This window comes from Bacillus sp. MSP13, assembly GCF_000815295.1.
In the GTDB taxonomy this organism is placed as follows: domain Bacteria; phylum Bacillota; class Bacilli; order Bacillales; family Bacillaceae; genus Bacillus; species Bacillus vallismortis.
The window spans coordinates 161475-181623 of record NZ_JXAQ01000004.1; the positions used below are offsets into that span (position 1 = coordinate 161475).

17 protein-coding genes are annotated in these 20149 nt (G+C 43.3%); 13 read left to right on the plus strand and 4 right to left on the minus strand.

Going from position 1 to position 20149, the window contains the following annotated elements; genetic code table 11:
* Positions 1-88: 88 nt before the first annotated feature.
* From recA to mutL, 12 genes are all read left to right on the plus strand, one after another.
* Complete coding sequence (gene recA, locus SC79_RS04185) at positions 89-1135, plus strand: recombinase RecA (RefSeq protein WP_039074006.1); 1047 nt, start codon at positions 89-91, stop codon at positions 1133-1135.
* 165 nt (positions 1136-1300) lie between these two features.
* Positions 1301-2476, plus strand: a complete 1176-nt coding sequence (locus SC79_RS04190; RefSeq protein ID WP_039074007.1) for a serine hydrolase domain-containing protein — start codon at positions 1301-1303, stop codon at positions 2474-2476.
* A gap of 276 nt (positions 2477-2752) precedes the next feature.
* The gene (gene rny / locus SC79_RS04195) at positions 2753-4315 is read left to right on the plus strand and encodes a ribonuclease Y (RefSeq protein ID WP_010328352.1); all 1563 of its coding nucleotides are present in this window, start codon (positions 2753-2755) and stop codon (positions 4313-4315) included.
* 70 nt (positions 4316-4385) lie between these two features.
* The gene (gene ymdB / locus SC79_RS04200; RefSeq protein WP_010328353.1) at positions 4386-5180 is read left to right on the plus strand and encodes a 2',3'-cyclic-nucleotide 2'-phosphodiesterase; all 795 of its coding nucleotides are present in this window, start codon (positions 4386-4388) and stop codon (positions 5178-5180) included.
* A gap of 199 nt (positions 5181-5379) precedes the next feature.
* Entirely contained in the window at positions 5380-5640 is a 261-nt protein-coding gene (gene spoVS / locus SC79_RS04205; RefSeq protein ID WP_003154135.1) for a stage V sporulation protein SpoVS, read from the plus strand.
* 265 nt (positions 5641-5905) lie between these two features.
* Positions 5906-6949 (plus strand): L-threonine 3-dehydrogenase, encoded by a 1044-nt coding sequence (gene tdh / locus SC79_RS04210; protein WP_039074008.1) that lies wholly within the window; start codon positions 5906-5908, stop codon positions 6947-6949.
* A 13-nt stretch (positions 6950-6962) separates the two neighbouring features.
* Positions 6963-8141 carry a glycine C-acetyltransferase gene (locus SC79_RS04215; protein ID WP_082022538.1) on the plus strand — a complete coding sequence of 393 codons (1179 nt, stop codon included), beginning with the start codon at positions 6963-6965 and terminating at the stop codon, positions 8139-8141.
* A 144-nt stretch (positions 8142-8285) separates the two neighbouring features.
* Complete coding sequence (gene miaB, locus SC79_RS04220) at positions 8286-9815, plus strand: tRNA (N6-isopentenyl adenosine(37)-C2)-methylthiotransferase MiaB (RefSeq protein ID WP_039074009.1); 1530 nt, start codon at positions 8286-8288, stop codon at positions 9813-9815.
* A 1-nt stretch (position 9816) separates the two neighbouring features.
* A complete protein-coding gene (gene ricA, locus SC79_RS04225) occupies positions 9817-10248 on the plus strand; it encodes a regulatory iron-sulfur-containing complex subunit RicA (protein WP_039074010.1) in 432 nt (143 codons plus the stop codon).
* A gap of 258 nt (positions 10249-10506) precedes the next feature.
* Positions 10507-11052 (plus strand): outer spore coat protein CotE, encoded by a 546-nt coding sequence (cotE, locus tag SC79_RS04230; protein WP_003231833.1) that lies wholly within the window; start codon positions 10507-10509, stop codon positions 11050-11052.
* Between the two features lie 132 nt (positions 11053-11184).
* Positions 11185-13761, plus strand: a complete 2577-nt coding sequence (gene mutS / locus SC79_RS04235) for a DNA mismatch repair protein MutS (RefSeq protein WP_039074011.1) — start codon at positions 11185-11187, stop codon at positions 13759-13761.
* 15 nt (positions 13762-13776) lie between these two features.
* A complete protein-coding gene (gene mutL, locus SC79_RS04240) occupies positions 13777-15663 on the plus strand; it encodes a DNA mismatch repair endonuclease MutL (protein ID WP_039074012.1) in 1887 nt (628 codons plus the stop codon).
* A 1090-nt stretch (positions 15664-16753) separates the two neighbouring features.
* Here the strand turns inward: mutL and SC79_RS04245 are convergent.
* Together SC79_RS04245 and SC79_RS04250 are read right to left on the minus strand one after the other, a co-directional pair.
* On the minus strand, positions 16754-17188 hold the full coding sequence (locus SC79_RS04245) for a YrvL family regulatory protein (protein ID WP_039074013.1): 435 nt from the start codon (positions 17186-17188) through the stop codon (positions 16754-16756).
* 187 nt (positions 17189-17375) lie between these two features.
* Positions 17376-17933, minus strand: a complete 558-nt coding sequence (locus tag SC79_RS04250; protein ID WP_039074014.1) for a hypothetical protein — start codon at positions 17931-17933, stop codon at positions 17376-17378.
* Positions 17934-18052: 119 nt separating this feature from the next.
* On the opposite strand from SC79_RS04250, the gene SC79_RS04255 reads away from it, so the two are divergent.
* The gene (locus SC79_RS04255; protein WP_052245573.1) at positions 18053-18709 is read left to right on the plus strand and encodes a TetR/AcrR family transcriptional regulator; all 657 of its coding nucleotides are present in this window, start codon (positions 18053-18055) and stop codon (positions 18707-18709) included.
* 88 nt (positions 18710-18797) lie between these two features.
* Here SC79_RS04255 and SC79_RS04260 read toward each other — a convergent pair whose 3' ends face one another.
* Positions 18798-19154, minus strand: coding sequence for a hypothetical protein (locus SC79_RS04260; RefSeq protein WP_039074015.1), 357 nt, complete (start codon positions 19152-19154; stop codon positions 18798-18800).
* A 78-nt stretch (positions 19155-19232) separates the two neighbouring features.
* Complete coding sequence (locus tag SC79_RS04265; protein ID WP_039074016.1) at positions 19233-20057, minus strand: MBL fold metallo-hydrolase; 825 nt, start codon at positions 20055-20057, stop codon at positions 19233-19235.
* Positions 20058-20149: the final 92 nt, after the last annotated feature.

Here is a 20149-nt window from a genome sequence, read left to right on the forward strand (position 1 = left end):
TCCGAATATGCGTTCGCTTTTTTCTTGGCAAATCCCTTCAAACAGGGTATAGTATATGTAGTGGTAACATAAAGGAGGAAAAAATAGAATGAGTGATCGTCAGGCAGCCTTAGATATGGCTCTTAAACAAATAGAAAAACAGTTCGGCAAAGGTTCCATTATGAAACTGGGAGAAAAGACAGATACAAGAATTTCCACTGTCCCAAGCGGCTCCCTCACTCTTGATACAGCATTAGGAATTGGCGGATATCCGCGCGGACGGATTATTGAAGTATACGGTCCTGAAAGTTCAGGTAAAACAACTGTGGCACTTCATGCGATTGCTGAGGTTCAGCAGCAGGGCGGACAAGCCGCATTTATCGATGCAGAGCATGCATTAGATCCGGTATACGCACAAAAGCTCGGTGTCAACATCGAAGAGCTTTTACTGTCTCAGCCTGACACGGGCGAGCAGGCGCTTGAAATTGCGGAGGCATTGGTTCGAAGCGGTGCAGTTGACATTGTTGTTGTTGACTCTGTGGCAGCTCTCGTTCCGAAAGCAGAAATTGAAGGAGACATGGGAGATTCGCATGTTGGTTTACAGGCACGCTTAATGTCCCAAGCGCTTCGTAAGCTTTCAGGCGCCATTAACAAATCGAAGACAATCGCGATTTTCATTAACCAAATTCGTGAAAAAGTCGGCGTTATGTTCGGGAATCCGGAAACAACTCCTGGCGGCCGCGCGCTGAAATTCTACTCTTCCGTACGTCTAGAAGTGCGCCGTGCTGAACAGCTGAAACAAGGAAACGACGTAATGGGGAATAAAACGAAAATCAAAGTTGTCAAAAACAAGGTGGCACCGCCGTTCCGTACAGCCGAGGTTGATATTATGTACGGAGAAGGCATTTCAAAAGAAGGCGAAATCATTGATCTTGGAACTGAACTTGATATCGTGCAAAAAAGCGGTTCATGGTACTCTTATGAAGAAGAGCGCCTCGGACAAGGCCGTGAAAATGCAAAACAATTCTTGAAAGAAAATAAAGATATCATGCTAATGATCCAGGAACAAATTCGCGAACATTACGGCTTGGATAATCACGGAGCAGCGCAGCAGCAAGCTGAAGGTGCACAAGAAGAACTTGAATTTGAAGAATAAAAATAAAATCAGTTTGAAATGATACAAAAGGCTGGGTGAAAAACTCAGTCTTTTTATTTTTGTAAAAAATGATAAAAATATTGCTTTTTTTGACAACTTTTTCGGTGCTTCATTCGTCTAACAAAACGTGTGCAAGATGGAATTTATTTTGGGAGGAAAAACTGAATGACAAGCCCAGCCAGCAGAAGAACTGCGAAACGCAGACAGAAAAAACTAAATAAAAGAAGCAAACTTTTGCTTGGTTTTTTAGCAGCGATGATTTGCTTTACGATTTGGAATGCGCTTCACCGAGATAATGAAGAGAACGAGCCATCTCAAGAAACTGCAGCAGCTTCAAATAGCGGTCAGAAAAAAGAGGTTAAAAAGAAAACCGCCAAAAAAACAGAGGAACAAATCAAAACAGTGGACCGTAATCAAAAAATCAGCCATTATTTAAATGAGATTGGCTTCAGTGGAACAGCCATGATTGTCAGAAATGGAGAAATCGTAACACATAAAGGTTTTGGTTATGCCGATCGTAAACATCACATCCCTAATAATCCATTGACCGCTTTTTATGTCGGTTCGTCACAAAAAGCGCTGATTGCAACCGCTATTTTGCAGCTAGAGGAGAAGGGAAAACTTCAGACAAGTGATCCGGTAAGCGCGTATTTACCTCGATTCCCTAACGGGCAAACGATTACTTTGAAAAACCTGCTCACACATACATCGGGAATACACGGGCATGTTGAAGGAAATGGTGCAATCACTCCGGACGATTTAATAAAAGACATAGAACGTCAGGGAATCAAACGTCAGCCAGGTGTATGGGACTATCAGGATTCCAATTATTCCGTTCTCGCTTATATTGTTGCTGAAGTAAGCGGTGAGTCATATGAACAATACATAACGAATCATATTTTTAAACCAGCGAAAATGACGCATGCAGGCTTTTACAAAACATATCATAAAGAACCTTATCCGGCTGTCGGTTATAAGCTGAAGGGCGGCAAGCCGATTACACCGTATATGCCTGATTTATCCCAGCTGTATGGAGCCGGTGATATTTATATGAGCGCTTCAGATATGTACAAATTTGACCAAGCGCTGATAAACGGCAAACTATATTCGCAAAAAAGCTATGAAAAGATGTTTACGCCGGGAAGCAGCTCCACATACGGTATGGGATTTTATATTGCTCCCGGAAGCTATTCAAACCATGGTGTCATGCCGGGCTTCAACATCTTAAACAGCTTTAGTAAATCTGGGCAAACCATTGTGCTTTTGTTGTCAAACATTCAAAATAACGCTAAACTGGGCCAAGTGAACAATAAAATATACCAGCTTCTGAATCAAGAATGATCCATGATCTTCTTTTGGATGAATTGCATTCGGCACGGGATAAGACGTCGGCTCTGCAAACGTTAAGATGGCAAGCTTGACAAGTATTTCCGACACATTTACAATGAAGTTGTAACATTTGTTTTTTTAACATGATTGTTAAACCATTTAAACTTGACAAGGGCGATGAAAATACTCATTCCCTGTGAAGGTTCTGTATGTTGAGAAAACTAGACAATGTACATGCCGACACTTAATGAAGCAACAACCAAGTTCATAGCAAGAGGAGGTGAAAGTATGACCCCAATTATGATGGTTCTCATCTCCATTTTGCTGATTCTACTCGGTTTAGTTGTTGGCTACTTTGTTCGTAAAACCATTGCCGAAGCGAAAATTGCGGGCGCACGCGGTGCAGCCGAGCAAATTCTTGAAGATGCTAAGCGTGATGCTGAAGCACTGAAAAAAGAAGCTCTGCTTGAAGCAAAGGATGAAATCCACACACTTCGAATAGATGCTGAACAGGAAGTTCGTGAAAGACGAAATGAGCTTCAAAAACAAGAAAACCGTTTACTCCAAAAGGAGGAAAACCTTGATCGCAAACATGAGGGAATTGATAAACGGGAAGCGATGTTGGAGAAGAAAGATCATTCTCTGAATGAACGACAACAACATATTGAAGAGATGGAAAGCAAAGTGGATGAGATGATTCGTATGCAGCAGTCAGAGTTGGAACGAATTTCGAGCCTGACTCGCGATGAAGCAAAACAAATCATTCTTGAACGGGTTGAAAACGAGCTTTCACATGACATCGCCATCATGACAAAAGAAACTGAAAACCGCGCGAAAGAAGAGGCGGATAAGAAAGCGAAAAACATTCTTTCACTCGCCTTACAGCGTTGCGCAGCGGACCACGTTGCTGAAACAACGGTATCAGTTGTTAATCTTCCAAATGATGAGATGAAAGGACGTATCATTGGGCGGGAAGGGCGTAATATTCGTACGCTTGAAACGCTGACAGGAATTGACCTGATTATTGATGATACACCTGAAGCTGTCATTCTTTCCGGATTTGATCCGATCAGACGTGAGACAGCAAGGATCGCTCTAGACAAACTCGTTCAGGATGGCCGTATTCATCCGGCACGGATTGAAGAAATGGTTGAAAAATCTCGCCGCGAGGTCGATGACTATATTCGTGAGATGGGTGAGCAAACGACATTTGAGGTTGGCGTTCACGGTCTCCACCCAGATCTCATCAAGATCCTCGGCCGCTTAAAGTTCCGTACAAGCTATGGTCAAAATGTGCTTAAGCATTCCATGGAAGTCGCATTCTTGGCCGGTTTAATGGCATCGGAGCTCGGAGAAGACGCAAAGCTTGCTAAACGTGCGGGCCTTCTTCACGACATCGGTAAAGCAATTGACCATGAAGTAGAAGGCAGCCACGTTGAAATCGGGGTAGAGCTTGCGACTAAATATAAAGAGCACCCAGTCGTGATTAACAGTATTGCATCACACCATGGGGATGAGGAGCCGACTTCCATTATCGCTGTGCTGGTAGCTGCAGCAGATGCGCTTTCAGCTGCAAGGCCTGGCGCAAGAAGTGAGACGCTCGAGAATTATATTCGAAGACTTGAAAAGCTCGAAGAAATTTCTGAGTCCTATGAAGGTGTTGAAAAATCATTTGCCATTCAGGCTGGACGCGAAGTGCGTATTATGGTGAAGCCGGATTCAATTAATGATCTTGAAGCTCATCGACTGGCGCGAGATATCCGTAAGCGAATTGAGGACGAGCTCGATTATCCAGGTCATATTAAAGTGACAGTAATCAGAGAAACTCGAGCCGTTGAGTATGCAAAATAAAGTGATGCGCTAAGCATCACTTTATTTTTTTGACGGCGAAAGAATTTTAAGAATAGAAGGGATTTACAAAATGAGAATGTTATTTATTGGAGATGTTGTCGGTTCACCAGGCCGTGACATGGTAAAAGAATATGTGCCAAAGCTAAAAACAAAATATAAGCCGCACTTTACCATTATTAATGGTGAAAACGCCGCACATGGGAAAGGGCTCACGGAAAAAATTTATCACAGTTTAATCCAGGCTGGCGCCGATGCAATCACGATGGGAAACCACACATGGGACAAAAAAGAAATTTTTGATTTTATAGATGACGTTCCGAACTTGGTTCGTCCTGCAAACTTTCCTGAAGGAACACCGGGAAAAGGGATCACATATGTGAAAGCAAACGGTAAAGAGCTTGCTGTTATTAATTTACAAGGCCGCACGTTTTTACCGCCGCTTGATGATCCGTTTTTAAAAGCGGATGAGTTAATTGCCGAAGCTGCAAAAAGAACACCGTACATTTTTATCGACTTCCATGCCGAGGCGACAAGTGAAAAGCTTGCACTCGGCTGGTACACGGATGGACGGGCGTCCGCTGTCGTCGGAACTCATACACACGTGCAAACAGCGGATAACCGCATTTTGCCGAAGGGGACGGCATATATTACTGATGTAGGAATGACTGGCCCATATGATGGTATACTGGGGATGGACAGAGAAACGATTATTAAGCGATTCAAAACGAACCTTCCAGTACGATTTACTGTCGCTGAAGGAAAAACAACATTGAGCGGAGTAGTGATTGACATCGACGACCAAACGAAAAAGGCTGTCAAAATTGAGCGAATTTTGATCAATGATGATCACATGTTCTTTGAATAATTGAGCATATGGTTATTTTATAAAAATATTAAAAAGAAAAGCAGGAATATAGCGACTCCTTAGTGAATATAGTAAAAATGGAAGGTAGCCCGCTATTTTTGAAAAGCATTGTGGGGATGGCTTTTTGGATAGCAACATCTAATAATGATTGTTCTAATGAACACTCACTTATCCATTGTAAAACTAAGGGGGAGCAGAAATGGAAATCTTAAAAGTTTCAGCAAAATCGAGTCCAAATTCAGTGGCAGGTGCGCTTGCAGGCGTGTTAAGAGAACGAGGAGCCGCCGAGATTCAAGCGATTGGAGCGGGTGCATTAAACCAAGCTGTAAAAGCTGTGGCGATTGCCAGGGGATTTGTGGCGCCAAGCGGCGTTGATTTGATTTGTATTCCGGCTTTTACAGATATTCAGATCGATGGGGAAGAAAGAACGGCGATTAAATTAATCGTGGAGCCTCGCTAAAAACTAATAAAGCATTCTCAACCTGTTTGCGTCATGCAGACAGGTTGTTTTTCATTTGTTGTGATATTTTCTTCCGATAATATTTTCGACATATAAATGATGAATATACAAAAGTAAGGAATAACGTAGAACGATTCAGAAAAAAATTACGCCCATTTTTCAAGACGAACACTTTTGTCTTTTTCAGAAAGACAGTGCTGTTTACGCTTATTCCATATCATGGTACAATCCGAATGTAACAAGAATTTGTTAAGGAGGATTGTACATGCAGGGTGGAAAGATGAAAGCTCTAATGAAAAAGGACGGGACGTTCGGTGCTGTGCTGACTGAAGTTCCCATTCCTGAGATCGACAAACATGAAGTCCTCATAAAAGTGAAAGCTGCTTCCATATGCGGCACGGATGTGCACATTTATAATTGGGATCAATGGGCACGCCAGAGAATCAAAACTCCCTATGTTTTCGGCCACGAGTTCAGCGGCATTGTTGAAGCTGTAGGAGAGAATGCCGGGAATGTAAAAGTGGGAGAATATGTGTCTGCGGAAACGCATATCGTCTGCGGTAAATGTGTGCCTTGCGTAACCGGAAAAGCTCATGTTTGCACCAATACCTCTATTATCGGGGTAGACACGGCAGGCTGTTTTGCGGAGTATGTGAAAGTTCCGGCTGATAACGTTTGGAAGAATCCCGCTGATATGGACCCGGCGGTTGCATCCATTCAAGAGCCTTTAGGAAATGCGGTTCATACAGTGCTTGAGAGCCAGCCGGCAGGAGGAACAACTGCAATCATTGGATGCGGACCGATTGGCCTTATGGCTGTTGCGGTTGCAAAAGCAGCAGGTGCTTCCCAAGTAATAGCGGTTGATAAAAATAAATACCGATTGGCGCTTGCCAAACAAATGGGAGCCACACGTACTGTTTCTATTGAAAAAGAAGATCCGCTCAAAATTGTAAGCGCTTTAACTGATGGGGAAGGAGTGGATCTCGTTTGCGAGATGTCGGGCCACCCCTCTGCTATCGCGCAAGGTTTGACGATGGCTGCGAATGGCGGGAAATTTCATATTCTCAGCTTGCCGGAACATCCGGTGACAATTGATTTGACGAATAAAGTGGTATTTAAAGGACTAACGATCAAAGGTATCACAGGAAGAAAAATGTTTTCGACATGGCGGCAGGTGTCTCAATTGCTCACATCCCATGTGCTTGATCTTTCACCTGTTATTACCCATCAGTTTCCGTTAGAGGAGTTCGAGAAAGGGTTCGAGCTGATGAGAAGCGGCCAGTGCGGAAAAGTGATTTTCATTCCATAAAAGGGGGATAAACATGATGAAGGAATTTGAGTTTTTAAAAGCAGAGCTTGATAGAATGAAAGAAAATCATACGTGGCAAGAGATAAAACAGCTTGATTCAATGCAGGGACCCTCTGTCACAATCAATCACAAAAACGTCATTCAGCTTTCTTCTAATAATTACCTCGGTTTTACTTTACATCCAAGACTCATCAAAGCTGCGCAGGAGGCCGTTCAGCAATTTGGAGCCGGCACCGGATCAGTGAGAACAATTGCCGGCACATTTACCATGCACCAAGAGCTTGAGAGAAAGCTGGCAGCCTTTAAAAAAACAGAGGCGGCGCTTGTATTTCAATCAGGATTCACAACAAATCAAGGCGTCCTTTCAAGTATTCTTTCAAAAGATGATATTGTCATCTCAGATCAATTAAACCATGCCTCTATTATTGACGGAATCAGACTGACAAAGGCGGATAAAAAGGTGTATCAGCATGTCGATATGAGTGACTTAGAGAGAGTGTTGAGAAAGTCAATGAATTATCGGATGCGCCTGATTGTGACAGACGGCGTATTTTCCATGGATGGCAATATAGCCCCTTTGCCTGATATTGTAGAGCTTGCTGAGAAATATGACGCATTTGTAATGGTGGATGACGCTCATGCATCCGGAGTACTTGGCGAAAACGGCAGGGGAACGGTGAATCACTTCGGTCTGGACGGCAGAGTCCATATTCAAGTCGGAACGCTAAGCAAGGCAATAGGAGTTCTCGGCGGCTATGCTGCCGGTTCAAAGGTGCTGATCGATTATCTGCGCCATAAAGGCCGCCCGTTTTTATTCAGTACGTCCCATCCGCCGGCTGTGACCGCGGCTTGTATGGAAGCGATTGATGTCTTGCTGGAAGAGGCCGAGCATATGGAGCGCTTGTGGGAGAATACGGCCTATTTTAAATCTATGCTTGTGAAAATGGGTCTGACTCTCACGCAGAGTGAAACACCGATTCTTCCTATTTTAATAGGTGATGAAGCTATGGCGAAGCAATTTTCTGATCAGCTCCTTTCACGCGGCATATTTGCCCAAAGCATCGTTTTTCCAACTGTAGCAAAGGGAAAAGCCAGAATTCGGACGATCATTACCGCTGAGCACTCAAGAAAAGAACTGGATCAGGCGCTTCATGTCATCGAAAAGACAGCTAAGGAGCTCCAGCTGTTGTAAGAGGAAGAGAATGCTCTTCCTCTTTTGAATCCTTATTGATTATTATTCTCAACGAGTGTACAATAATAGGTTGCCAGTTGTGCAGAGCTTCAATAACCTTTATACTGAGGGGTGGAAGTTTGGTTTGAAAGGAGAAATGATCACATGAATGAAAAACAAAAATTAGAGAGCGGACAAGTTCATCCATCGGACAAAAAATCCGAGAAGGATTACAGCAAGTACTTTGAAGCTGTTTATATTCCGCCTTCTTTAAAAGATGCGAAAAAACGGGGCAAGGAAGCCGTTACTTATCATAATGACTTTACAATTTCTGAACAATTTAAAGGATTGGGAGACGGGCGAAAGTTCTATATCCGTACGTACGGCTGCCAAATGAATGAACATGATACAGAGGTTATGGCAGGGATTTTTATGGCGCTCGGTTATGAAGCGACAAACTCCGTTGACGATGCCAATGTCATTTTGTTAAACACATGTGCGATCCGTGAAAATGCCGAGAACAAGGTGTTTGGTGAACTGGGGCACTTAAAAGCGCTGAAAAAAAACAATCCCGATCTGATTTTAGGCGTGTGCGGCTGTATGTCCCAAGAGGAATCAGTCGTGAACCGGATTTTGAAAAAACATCCGTTTGTCGATATGATTTTCGGAACGCATAACATCCACCGCCTGCCGGAGCTTTTGTCAGAAGCATACCTTTCAAAAGAAATGGTCGTAGAAGTTTGGTCCAAGGAAGGGGACGTGATTGAAAACCTTCCGAAAGTCCGGAACGGGAAAATTAAGGGCTGGGTCAATATCATGTACGGCTGTGACAAATTCTGTACGTATTGCATCGTGCCTTACACACGCGGAAAAGAAAGAAGCCGCCGCCCTGAAGAAATTATTCAGGAAGTGAGAAGGCTCGCAAGTGAAGGCTATAAGGAAATTACACTATTAGGCCAAAACGTAAACGCGTACGGAAAAGACTTTGAAGATATCACGTACGGCCTCGGTGATTTGATGGATGAACTGAGAAAAATCGATATCCCGAGAATCCGTTTTACAACGAGTCATCCGCGTGACTTTGACGACCATCTCATTGACGTGCTGGCAAAAGGCGGCAACCTGCTTGATCACATTCATCTGCCGGTTCAATCAGGAAGCTCAGAGGTTCTGAAGCTGATGGCCCGCAAATATGACAGAGAGCGATACATGGAGCTCGTTAGAAAAATCAAAGAGGCAATGCCAAACGCTTCTTTAACAACAGACATTATCGTCGGATTCCCGAACGAAACGGACGAACAGTTTGAAGAAACGCTATCTCTTTACCGTGAAGTGGAATTTGACAGCGCCTATACGTTCATTTACTCTCCGCGCGAGGGCACTCCGGCTGCCAAAATGAAAGATAATGTACCGATGCGTGTGAAAAAAGAACGCCTGCAGCGTCTGAACGCACTGGTGAAAGAAATTTCTGCTAAAAAAATGAAGGAATACGAAGGCAAGGTTGTCGAAGTATTAGTTGAGGGTGAAAGCAAAAATAACCCTGATATTCTTGCCGGCTACACTGAAAAAAGCAAGCTTGTCAATTTCAAAGGGACGAAGGAAGCCGTCGGCAAAATCGTCCGCGTGAAAATCCAGCAAGCGAAAACATGGTCGCTTGACGGAGAGATGGTAGGAGAAGCAATCGAGGTGAAATAAGATGACGGTCTACTCAAAAAAAGACATTGTACAGCAAGCGCGAAACCTTGCAAAAATGATCTCTGAAACAGAAGAGGTTGATTTTTTCAAACGGGCTGAAGCGCAAATCAATGAGAATGACAAAGTGTCTGCAATCGTTAATCAGATTAAAGCCCTGCAAAAGCAGGCTGTCAATCTGAAGCATTATGAAAAGCAAGAAGCGCTCAAACAAGTAGAAGCAAAAATTGACGCGCTACAGGAAGAGCTTGAAGAGATTCCTGTCATTCAGGAATTCAGAGACTCGCAGCTGGAGGTCAATGACCTTTTGCAGCTCGTTGCACACACCATTTCCAACCAAGTCACAAATGAAATCATTACATCAACCGGAGGCAACCTGCTGAAAGGTGAAACCGGTTCGAAGGTGAAACATTCTAATAACAGCTGTTCTTTCTAAACACGGTGCCTTTACAGGCCCGTGTTTTTATTTTGCAGGGGTTAGAAATGAACTAAATAATCTGTGTACCAAATGTTCAATTTGTTTTTCTGTGCTCAGCCGCGAGTAAACTTTATCGTATCTAAAAGTAAAGTTTCTAGGCACACCTGCATACAATGGAACAGAAACTTTGTATTTTTATATTTTAATTATAAAAATGCACACTAGACAAATGCCCAGCATAAGATAACACGAAGAAGAACAAGGAGGCATGCCGGAATGTCTGAATACAGGGAAATTATTACGAAGGCGGTAGTAGCGAAAGGCAGAAAATTTACCCAATGCACCAATACCATCTCCCCTGAGAAAAAACCGAGCAGCATTTTGGGCGGTTGGATTATTAACCACAAGTATGACGCAGAAAAAATCGGGAAAACAGTAGAAATTGAAGGGTATTATGATATAAATGTATGGTACTCTTACGCGGACAACACCAAAACAGAGGTTGTCACAGAACGGGTAAAATACGTTGATGTCATTAAACTCAGATACAGAGACAACAATTACTTAGATGATGAGCATGAAGTGATTGCCAAAGTCCTTCAGCAGCCTAACTGTCTTGAAGTGACCATTTCACCGAACGGAAATAAAATCGTTGTGCAGGCAGAGAGGGAGTTTTTGGCGGAAGTGGTAGGAGAAACAAAGGTAGTGGTTGAGGTCAATCCTGATTGGGAAGAGGATGACGAAGAAGATTGGGAAGATGAGCTTGATGAAGAGCTGGAAGACATCAACCCGGAATTTTTAGTGGGAGATCCTGAAGAATAAAAAAGGGACTAGGGGAGGCAGTACCCCCAAGTCTCTTTTTTATATTGATATATCATTCTTTTATCACTTTTTGTTTATGTTATAATGAAGGATAGGAAATAGAAACGTTGATACATAGTGAGGGATTAAACAATGGCCGGTTATACGCCTATGATACAGCAATATTTAAAAATAAAGGCAGAGCACCAGGATGCCTTTTTATTTTTTCGCCTGGGTGATTTTTACGAAATGTTTTTTGAGGACGCCAAAAAGGCGTCACAAGAGCTGGAAATTACGTTAACGAGCAGAGACGGCGGTGCGGCCGAAAAAATACCGATGTGCGGGGTGCCGTATCATTCTGCTTCCGCGTATATCGAGCAGCTGATTAAAAAAGGGTACAAAGTGGCGATCTGCGAACAGACAGAAGATCCAAAAGCCGCAAAGGGCGTTGTGAAACGAGAAGTGGTTCAGCTTATTACGCCTGGAACCGTAATGGACGGCAAAGGCATCCATGAATCAGAAAATAACTTTATCGCATCTGTTTCCGCCTGCTCGAACGGATACGGGCTGGCGCTGTCTGATTTAACAACGGGGGAAAATTTGGCTGTCTTGATTGAACGGCTCGAAGATGTCATATCAGAGATTTATTCAGTCGGCGCACGTGAAATCGTCGTTTCAGGAAGCATGGATGCCAAAACGGTCGCACAGCTGAAAGAGCGATGCGGTGCAACGATCTCAATTGAAGATGGAGAAACAGACGAGCATGTAACGATCGTTGAACACTTAAATAATGAAGATATAACAAAAACATTTATGCGTTTATATACGTATCTGAAAAGAACCCAAAAACGCAGCCTTGATCATCTTCAGCCCGTTCAGGTGTATGAGCTTGAGGAAGCGATGAAAATTGATTTGTACTCAAAGCGAAATCTGGAACTGACTGAAACGATCCGTTCGAAAAATAAAAAAGGATCTCTTTTGTGGCTGCTGGATGAAACAAAAACGGCAATGGGAGGCCGGCTGCTGAAACAGTGGATTGACCGGCCGCTCATCAGAGTCAATCAAATTGAAGAGCGCCAAGAAATGGTGGGAACCTTGATGTCCCATTTCTTCGAGCGGGAAGATCTGCGTGAACGGTTAAAAGAAGTATATGACTTAGAACGGCTTGCAGGCCGCGTCGCATTTGGAAATGTTAATGCACGGGATCTCATTCAGCTGAAGGAATCGTTGAAGCAAGTGCCTGGCATCAAACAGCTTGTTGCTTCACTGGCTCATGACAAGGCCAAGGAACGCGCAGAGCGGATTGACCCTTGCGGAGATGTCCTTGAATTGCTGGAAGAAGCGCTGTACGCAAACCCTCCTTTATCGTTAAAAGAAGGGAACCTGATTAAAGATGGATACAACCAAAAGCTTGATGAATATCGTGATGCAAGCAGAAACGGAAAAGACTGGATTGCCCGCCTGGAACAGCAGGAACGGGAATACACCGGCATTCGCTCTTTAAAGGTCGGCTTCAATAAAGTCTTCGGTTATTACATTGAAGTGACAAGAGCGAATTTGCATTTGCTTGAGGAAGGGCGCTATGAGCGGAAGCAAACGTTAACGAATGCAGAGCGCTACATTACACCTGAATTAAAAGAAAAAGAAGCGCTCATTTTAGAAGCGGAGAATAACATCTGCGAGCTGGAGTACGAGCTGTTCACCGAGCTGCGCGAGAAAGTGAAATTGTATATTCCGCGGCTGCAGCAGCTTGCCAAACAGATGAGCGAGCTTGACGCACTGCAATGCTTTGCGACAATCAGTGAAAATCGCCATTATACGAAACCGGAGTTCTCAAAAGATGAAGTCGAATTGATTGACGGCAGACACCCGGTCGTTGAAAAAGTCATGGACAGCCAGGAATACGTTCCGAACAGTTGTATGATGGGCGATAACAGACAAATGCTTCTCATTACCGGTCCAAACATGTCAGGGAAAAGCACGTATATGAGACAAATCGCGCTCATATCCATCATGGCTCAAATCGGCTGCTTTGTACCCGCGAAGAAAGCGGTGCTTCCGATTTTCGACCAAATTTTTACGAGAATCGGCGCTGCGGATGATTTGATTTCCGGACAAAGTACATTTATGGTGGAAATGCTTGAAGCGAAAAATGCGATTGTCAATGCGACGGAAAACAGCCTCATACTGTTTGATGAAATTGGGCGGGGAACGTCCACTTATGACGGCATGGCGCTGGCACAAGCAATTATCGAATATGTTCACGACCATATTGGCGCCAAGACGCTATTCAGTACGCACTATCACGAGCTGACCGTTCTTGAGGACAAGCTGCCGCAGCTGAAAAATGTTCATGTGCGCGCTGAAGAATATAACGGTACGGTTGTCTTTCTTCATCAAATGAAAGAAGGGGCGGCTGACAAAAGCTATGGGATCCATGTAGCCCAGCTTGCCGAGCTGCCGAAAGACCTTATTTCGCGCGCTCAAGATATTTTAATAGAACTTGAGCATTCAGGGAACAAACCGGAAGTGCCGGTGCAACAACCCCAGGTGAAAGAAGAGCCGGCACAGCTGTCCTTTTTCGAGGAAGCGGAAAAGCCGGCTGAAGCGCCGAAGCTTTCCAAAAAAGAAAAGCAAGTGCTCGATGCCTTCAAATCACTTAATATACTGGATATGACGCCGCTTGAAGCGATGAATGAAATGTACAAGCTGCAAAAGAAATTACATTAAAACGGGGTGATGAATGTGGCAAAAGTCATCCAGCTGTCAGATGAGCTTTCGAATAAAATAGCGGCCGGCGAGGTTGTGGAACGGCCCGCCTCAGTCGTCAAGGAATTGGTGGAAAATGCGATCGACGCTGACAGCACAGTCATTGAAATCGATATTGAGGAAGCAGGTCTTGCATCCATTCGAGTGTTGGATAACGGCGAAGGAATGGAAACGGAAGATTGCAAGCGTGCTTTTCGCCGCCACGCAACGAGTAAAATAAAAGATGAAAATGATTTATTCAGGGTGAGAACGCTTGGTTTTAGGGGAGAGGCACTGCCGAGTATCGCGTCAGTCTCACATCTCGAGATGACGACAAGCACCGGTGAAGGAGCAGGGACGAAACTCGTGCTCCAAGGAGGAAATGTCATTTCCGAATCGCGTTCCTCAAGCAGAAAGGGAACTGAAATTGTCGTTTCCAACCTGTTTTTTAACACACCGGCCCGCTTGAAATATATGAAAACCGTTCATACAGAGCTTGGGAACATTACAGATGTGGTCAACCGCATTGCGCTGGCCCATCCAGAGGTATCGATCCGCCTGCGCCATCACGGGAAAAACCTGCTTCAAACGAATGGAAACGGAGATGTGCGCCAAGTCCTGGCAGCGATTTACGGCACGGCTGTCGCCAAAAAAATGCTTCCGTTGCATGTAAGTTCTTTGGATTTTGAAGTGAAGGGATATATCGCCCTCCCAGAGATTACACGTGCGTCGAGAAACTATATGTCGTCTGTCATTAACGGCCGTTACATTAAAAATTTCCCGCTCGTCAAAGCGGTGCATGAAGGATATCATACGCTTCTGCCGATCGGACGCCATCCGATTACCTTTATAGAAATTACGATGGACCCGATTTTAGTCGATGTCAATGTGCACCCATCGAAGCTTGAGGTCCGTCTCAGCAAGGAAACAGAGCTTCATGATTTAATTCGTGACGGAATTAAAGATGTGTTTAAACAGCAGCAGCTGATTCCGAGTGCCCAGCTCCCGAAAAAATCGGCACCTGTTATCAAAAATGAGCAGCAGTTCATCACCTTTGATGAAAAGCCTGCGGAAAGAAAAGTTCCGGAAAAAACGCCTGCGCCATCTTATTCACCAATGAAGTTAAGCTCAGTCGTGAAAGACCCGGTTGACACGGAGGAAGAACTGCCGCCTCTTCAATTTGATGCTCCTCCTATCGTTGAGCAGGAACAAAGCATTGAGGCACCTGATGTTTCAGAAGAACAGCCTGAAGCATTTGAGCAGGAACACCATCAAGAAGAACAGCCTGAGCCAACGTCTGAGCGGGTTCCGATTATGTATCCGATCGGCCAGATGCATGGGACATATATTTTGGCACAAAACGAAAACGGCTTGTATATTATTGACCAGCACGCCGCACAAGAGCGTATTAAATACGAATACTTCCGGGAAAAAGTAGGAGAGGTTGAGCCTGAGGTGCAGGATATGATCGTGCCGCTGACGTTCCACTACTCCACGAATGAGGCGCTGATTATTGAACAGCACAAACAAGAGCTTGAAAGCGTCGGCGTCTTTTTAGAATCATTTGGATCGAACAGCTACATCGTCCGCTGCCACCCAGCCTGGTTTCCAAAGGGAGAAGAAGCCGAGCTGATCGAAGAAATCATTCAGCAGGTGCTCGATTCCAAACAGATTGATATTAAAAAACTGCGCGAGGAAGCGGCGATTATGATGAGCTGCAAGGGCTCCATCAAAGCAAACCGCCACCTCAGAAACGACGAAATCAAAGCGCTTCTGGACGACCTCCGAAGCACATCAGACCCATTTACATGCCCACACGGCCGTCCGATTATCATTCACCATTCCACTTATGAGATGGAAAAGATGTTCAAACGCGTGATGTAGCGGGGGTTGGGCGAAAGGGAATATACTCTTTGCCCATATATTTTTTCAGCATTGAAACATTCTTTGAATGGATCAATGCTTTTTTTGTACACATTTGGAATAACAGATTACAACAAGCTTTCATTTACAAATAATTAAATGTATATTTTGGATATAAGGGGATGAGAACATGACATTAAGCCCAAAGATAGTTATCATTTTGGATGAACTGACTATTGAGAATGTAGGAATCCTTGTTTTTGAATACAGAATCTAAATTCAATCATCATTGTTTTGCTTCCTGTTTCTTATGAGCAGAGAGTTTTGTTTTGCGTTGAAGGAATTTGAGGCTGTCGCCCGGTTTTATACATGAGTAATTAAAAAATGAGAAGAGGGTGTTTCGTGATGGACATGTGTTTCTGGCGTACATTTATTTTTAATGAATTATGAACCGATATTTGGATACTTTGATTTTCAAAGGTTTAAAAGAAATATCAAGACTGGTGAAAATGGAAATGAAAAAGTGAAGTGTTATGTTCGTACGATGATCGGATTATAGATTCCCGCGCCGGCAATACAAATAGATCCTCTCGGTCCGCTTGTATCCTATTTTTTTCAATGATTAAGTCTTTCATATGTAATCCCTGTAATGTATTGTATCATCGGTTTTAGACTTAGCCCAAAGATAAGTCGAGATATAGCAAAGAAAAAAGCGGAGTTAAAGGCTTCGACCGCTGAGCACATCCTGCCTGTTTCGTTGAATGAGAATGTTGTATTCTTAACAGCCGGTGTAACGGAGGAAATCATTTATAGAGGGTTTTTAATGTTTGTTCTCGTGTTTTTGTTCCCGCACATTTCAAACTGGGTCATCATCCTGATTTGATCACTCCTTTTGGATTAGCTCATACATATCAGGGGCTATAGCAGGGAGTGATCAGAACTTCACTGGCTAGGGCTTTGTTTTCCGCTTATATATCATCATTGATTCTATTATTCCGCTGATCATTTTACATTTTCTTGTCAATTGTCTCGCAAAATTAGACAATGGGAATGATGTAAAGACAAAAGCCGCTTGAATCATCCCAGGCGATTTTAAGTCGCTTCCGGCTAGTTAGTTACCAAAGGCAAGTTCAATGAAAGCCATCAATGCTGATATTACAAAAAGAAAGACATCTGGAATATATATAGACTGCATAAAGTAATCTGCGAAACAGATTGTGATGAAGTTGCTCACAAAGTAAAGTGTAAAAGTAAAGAGAGCAGTCTTTCTCAATGAAAATGATTTTGCCAGAATCATAGAGACAATCTTTGTGAGTGGATCTATGATCAAGCCGACAGCAAAACAGACCAAAATAAATAAAACCAATGTTTGATTGGAATCGTAAGTAATGCCCAGAATGGAGAATAATCCTTTCATTCCGAAGAAAAAGCCGCCGAAGATCACCGCAAGTGCAACGGCAACGATAAGAATGATAGATACAATTGCGATTAATGTTGAGCTCAGGTTTAGCTTTTTACACTGCTCGTTCTGTCCTTTTTGGCTCAAGCATGCCACTCCTTTCACCTGCTAACTCATACAACGGTTACTCGACTAGAATCTGAAGCTCTTAAGCTAAGTTCTATAAAAATAGCTAGAGTTTAGGGGCCTCTAGTATTTCGAAAAACAGTATAACATATATTGACAACAACCAAAAAGCCCTTTACTAGCGGAAAGGACCCTCTTTTTCATCAAATTAACTTCTGAAATTCTTCGAAGCTTTTTCTTTTTTTGGCCAAATAAAATAGCTGGCTGTAATGAGAAAGTCAATGCCTATGATGACAGTCCACAGTTTAAGAATGCCGCTCAATGCCCCGGTTCTGGCAGAATCATTGATAAAATAGATCATTCCTGCTAATAATCCCGCACCAATAAGGTAAGCCAGCACATGTCTGACCCAGCCTTTCGCATAATGCTTGGCATGATCCATTCCATAGCGTTTCAGCGGTTTAGACCCTTGTTTTGTCACATAATATTGAAATGTTTCATCAGCCCATTGAATCATTTGTTTTCCAAAAGCAATCGATACACCGATATAAACAGCCGCAATCCCGTGTGCTGCAGTTGCTGAAGCCCCTCGGTAAAGGTCCGCAGCAGTTGCCGCTAGTAAAATCAAATCGATCACTGGGGTTAAGGCAAGGAATAGCAGTCCTAATGTATGCTGTTTGAATAGGTAGCGTACAGCAAGCCCTAAAGCAATCACAATCCAAAACGCAATTTCGCAAGAGACAATCATCCATGCGATACCGTTCAATCCATTCCCCTCTTTTCAATACAGTTGTGTTATTTAGTACTATGTTATCACCTTTATTTTTGCGATACAACTGTATTATAAAAATTGCTCTCTTATTTTTTTCTTGCTACAATAAAGCCATGCCAAAACAAATTGACCATAAGAAAAGAAGAAGACAAATTGCAGAAGCGACGTGGCGGGTGATTTTAAAGCGGGGGATGGAGGGAGCCTCAGCCAGAAACATTGCAAAGGAAGCAGGGCTTTCATTAGGTGCGCTGCGCCATTATTTCCCTACTCAGGATGACCTGCTTGATTTTGCAATGAAACTCGTTCAAGAAAAAGCGATGGCCCGAATTCAGGACATTACAATGAAGGATTTGCCTCCTAAGGAAAAGGTGTTGCATATTTTGCTTGAAATTGTCCCGACAAATGAAGAAACAATTAGAGAGATGGAGGTGTGGTTTGCTTTTACGGTCTACGCCAGACATAAAAAGGATATGTATGATGCGAATCATGACGGGATTTACAGCGGCATGCGGAAACTGATTGCCTATTTAGATGAATTCGATTTACTGAAGCAGGGTGCTGATAAAGACATTGAAGCCGAGAGACTTTACGCATTGATTGACGGCTTGGCTTTACATGCGATGCTTGACCCTGTGCGAGTGAATAAAGAACGGATCAATCGTGTCATTATGCAGCATGTAGAATCAATTTGCGTGGAAGAAATATATGAGACTGAAGGGAAGAAATTTAATAAAGCTGTAAAAGGAAACGGTTCAAATCACCAAGTATAGCATGCATAAACATATATTGTATGTAAAGCAGCGCCTTTGAATGAAAGCTCAAAGGCGCTGAGCTATATTATTTTGATAAAAGTGACTGTCAGCTGTGCTGGACATCAATTGTGTAGACTGCACGATCTGTTACAACCTTCAATCCTTCGTTTTCTTGGTGGATATGAATATCACCTAATAAAGGAATCTCATAGGCATTTTGCGGAAGCGGTATGTTGCCTTCTTCTGTGAATGTTGTTCCTTCTCCTTCTAAAACGAGTTCTTCATCTGCAACATAGTCATCAGGATGATTAGTGCTGCGCATCCCTACTTTTTTAAGGTGGAGAACAATCTGATCCAGGTCTGAAATCTCTTCATCATGGGTCAATTCACCTTTTCTAATATCAAGTGTTTGGCCGACTTTTGATTCCAGCCATTGAGAAAGCTGTGTATTCGAGTGTGCCATCAATATTCCTCCTTTTAATCTACACGATACTATTCCCAATTGCTGCATCTTTTACACGGAAAAGAGCCGCCTCACCCTTTATGTATGAAATAACTTGTTGTTCAGTGCCTTGATATAACGTACAGCAGAACGCTGGACCGCTTCGTCGGCATTTTCTTTGACAACTTTTGAAAAAGCATTATAAATCCGGTTAAATTGAATCGGTTTTACTTTGGCTGCTATTTCTTCAACTTTGGAGGCGGGGAGGGGGATGAGATTTGGATAGCTGTACATAAAGCTGACCCAGTTCCGATCGGCCGCAACCGCAATGATATCCCCGGTCAATAGACAGCCTTTCCCTTCATTGCCGTTGCGCCAATGGAGAACAGCACCGCCTTTAAAGTGTCCGCCCAAGCGGTGAAGAGCCAGTCCCGGCTTCAAGTTTAACGTTTCACCTGACCAGAACTGAATGTGATTGCTTGGCCTTGTCACCCATTCTTTGTCATCTTCATGAATATAGATCGGGGCCTGAAACGCTTCAGCCCACTCCACCTGAGCAGAGTAATAATGCGGATGAGACAAAGCGATGGCTTGAATTCCGCCTAATTCATTGATTTGGTCAATTGTCTTTTGATCAAGATATGAAATACAATCCCATAGCGCGTTGAAGCCCTCTTGCTGGATCAAATGTGCTGTTTGTCCGATTGCAAACTCTGGTTCGGTTTTGATGCTGTAAAGATGCTCTTCTTCCTTTTTAAGGATGTTTTGAAGGTTACCATTTTCACGCATGTTTTCAAGAGTTGTCCAAGCTTGTCCATCCGGATGAATATACTGCCTTTCGTCATCGCAAATCAGACAAGAGGACGGCGGATTTACAGTCTGTGCATGTTGTGCGCCGCATGTTTTACAGATAAAATATGGCATTTTTCCACTTCCTTGATCCATTTTCTACTATTCTATCTCATTATTGGAAATATTCAAAACATAAAGCCGGCAGTTCCGCAGAGGGATTTGCC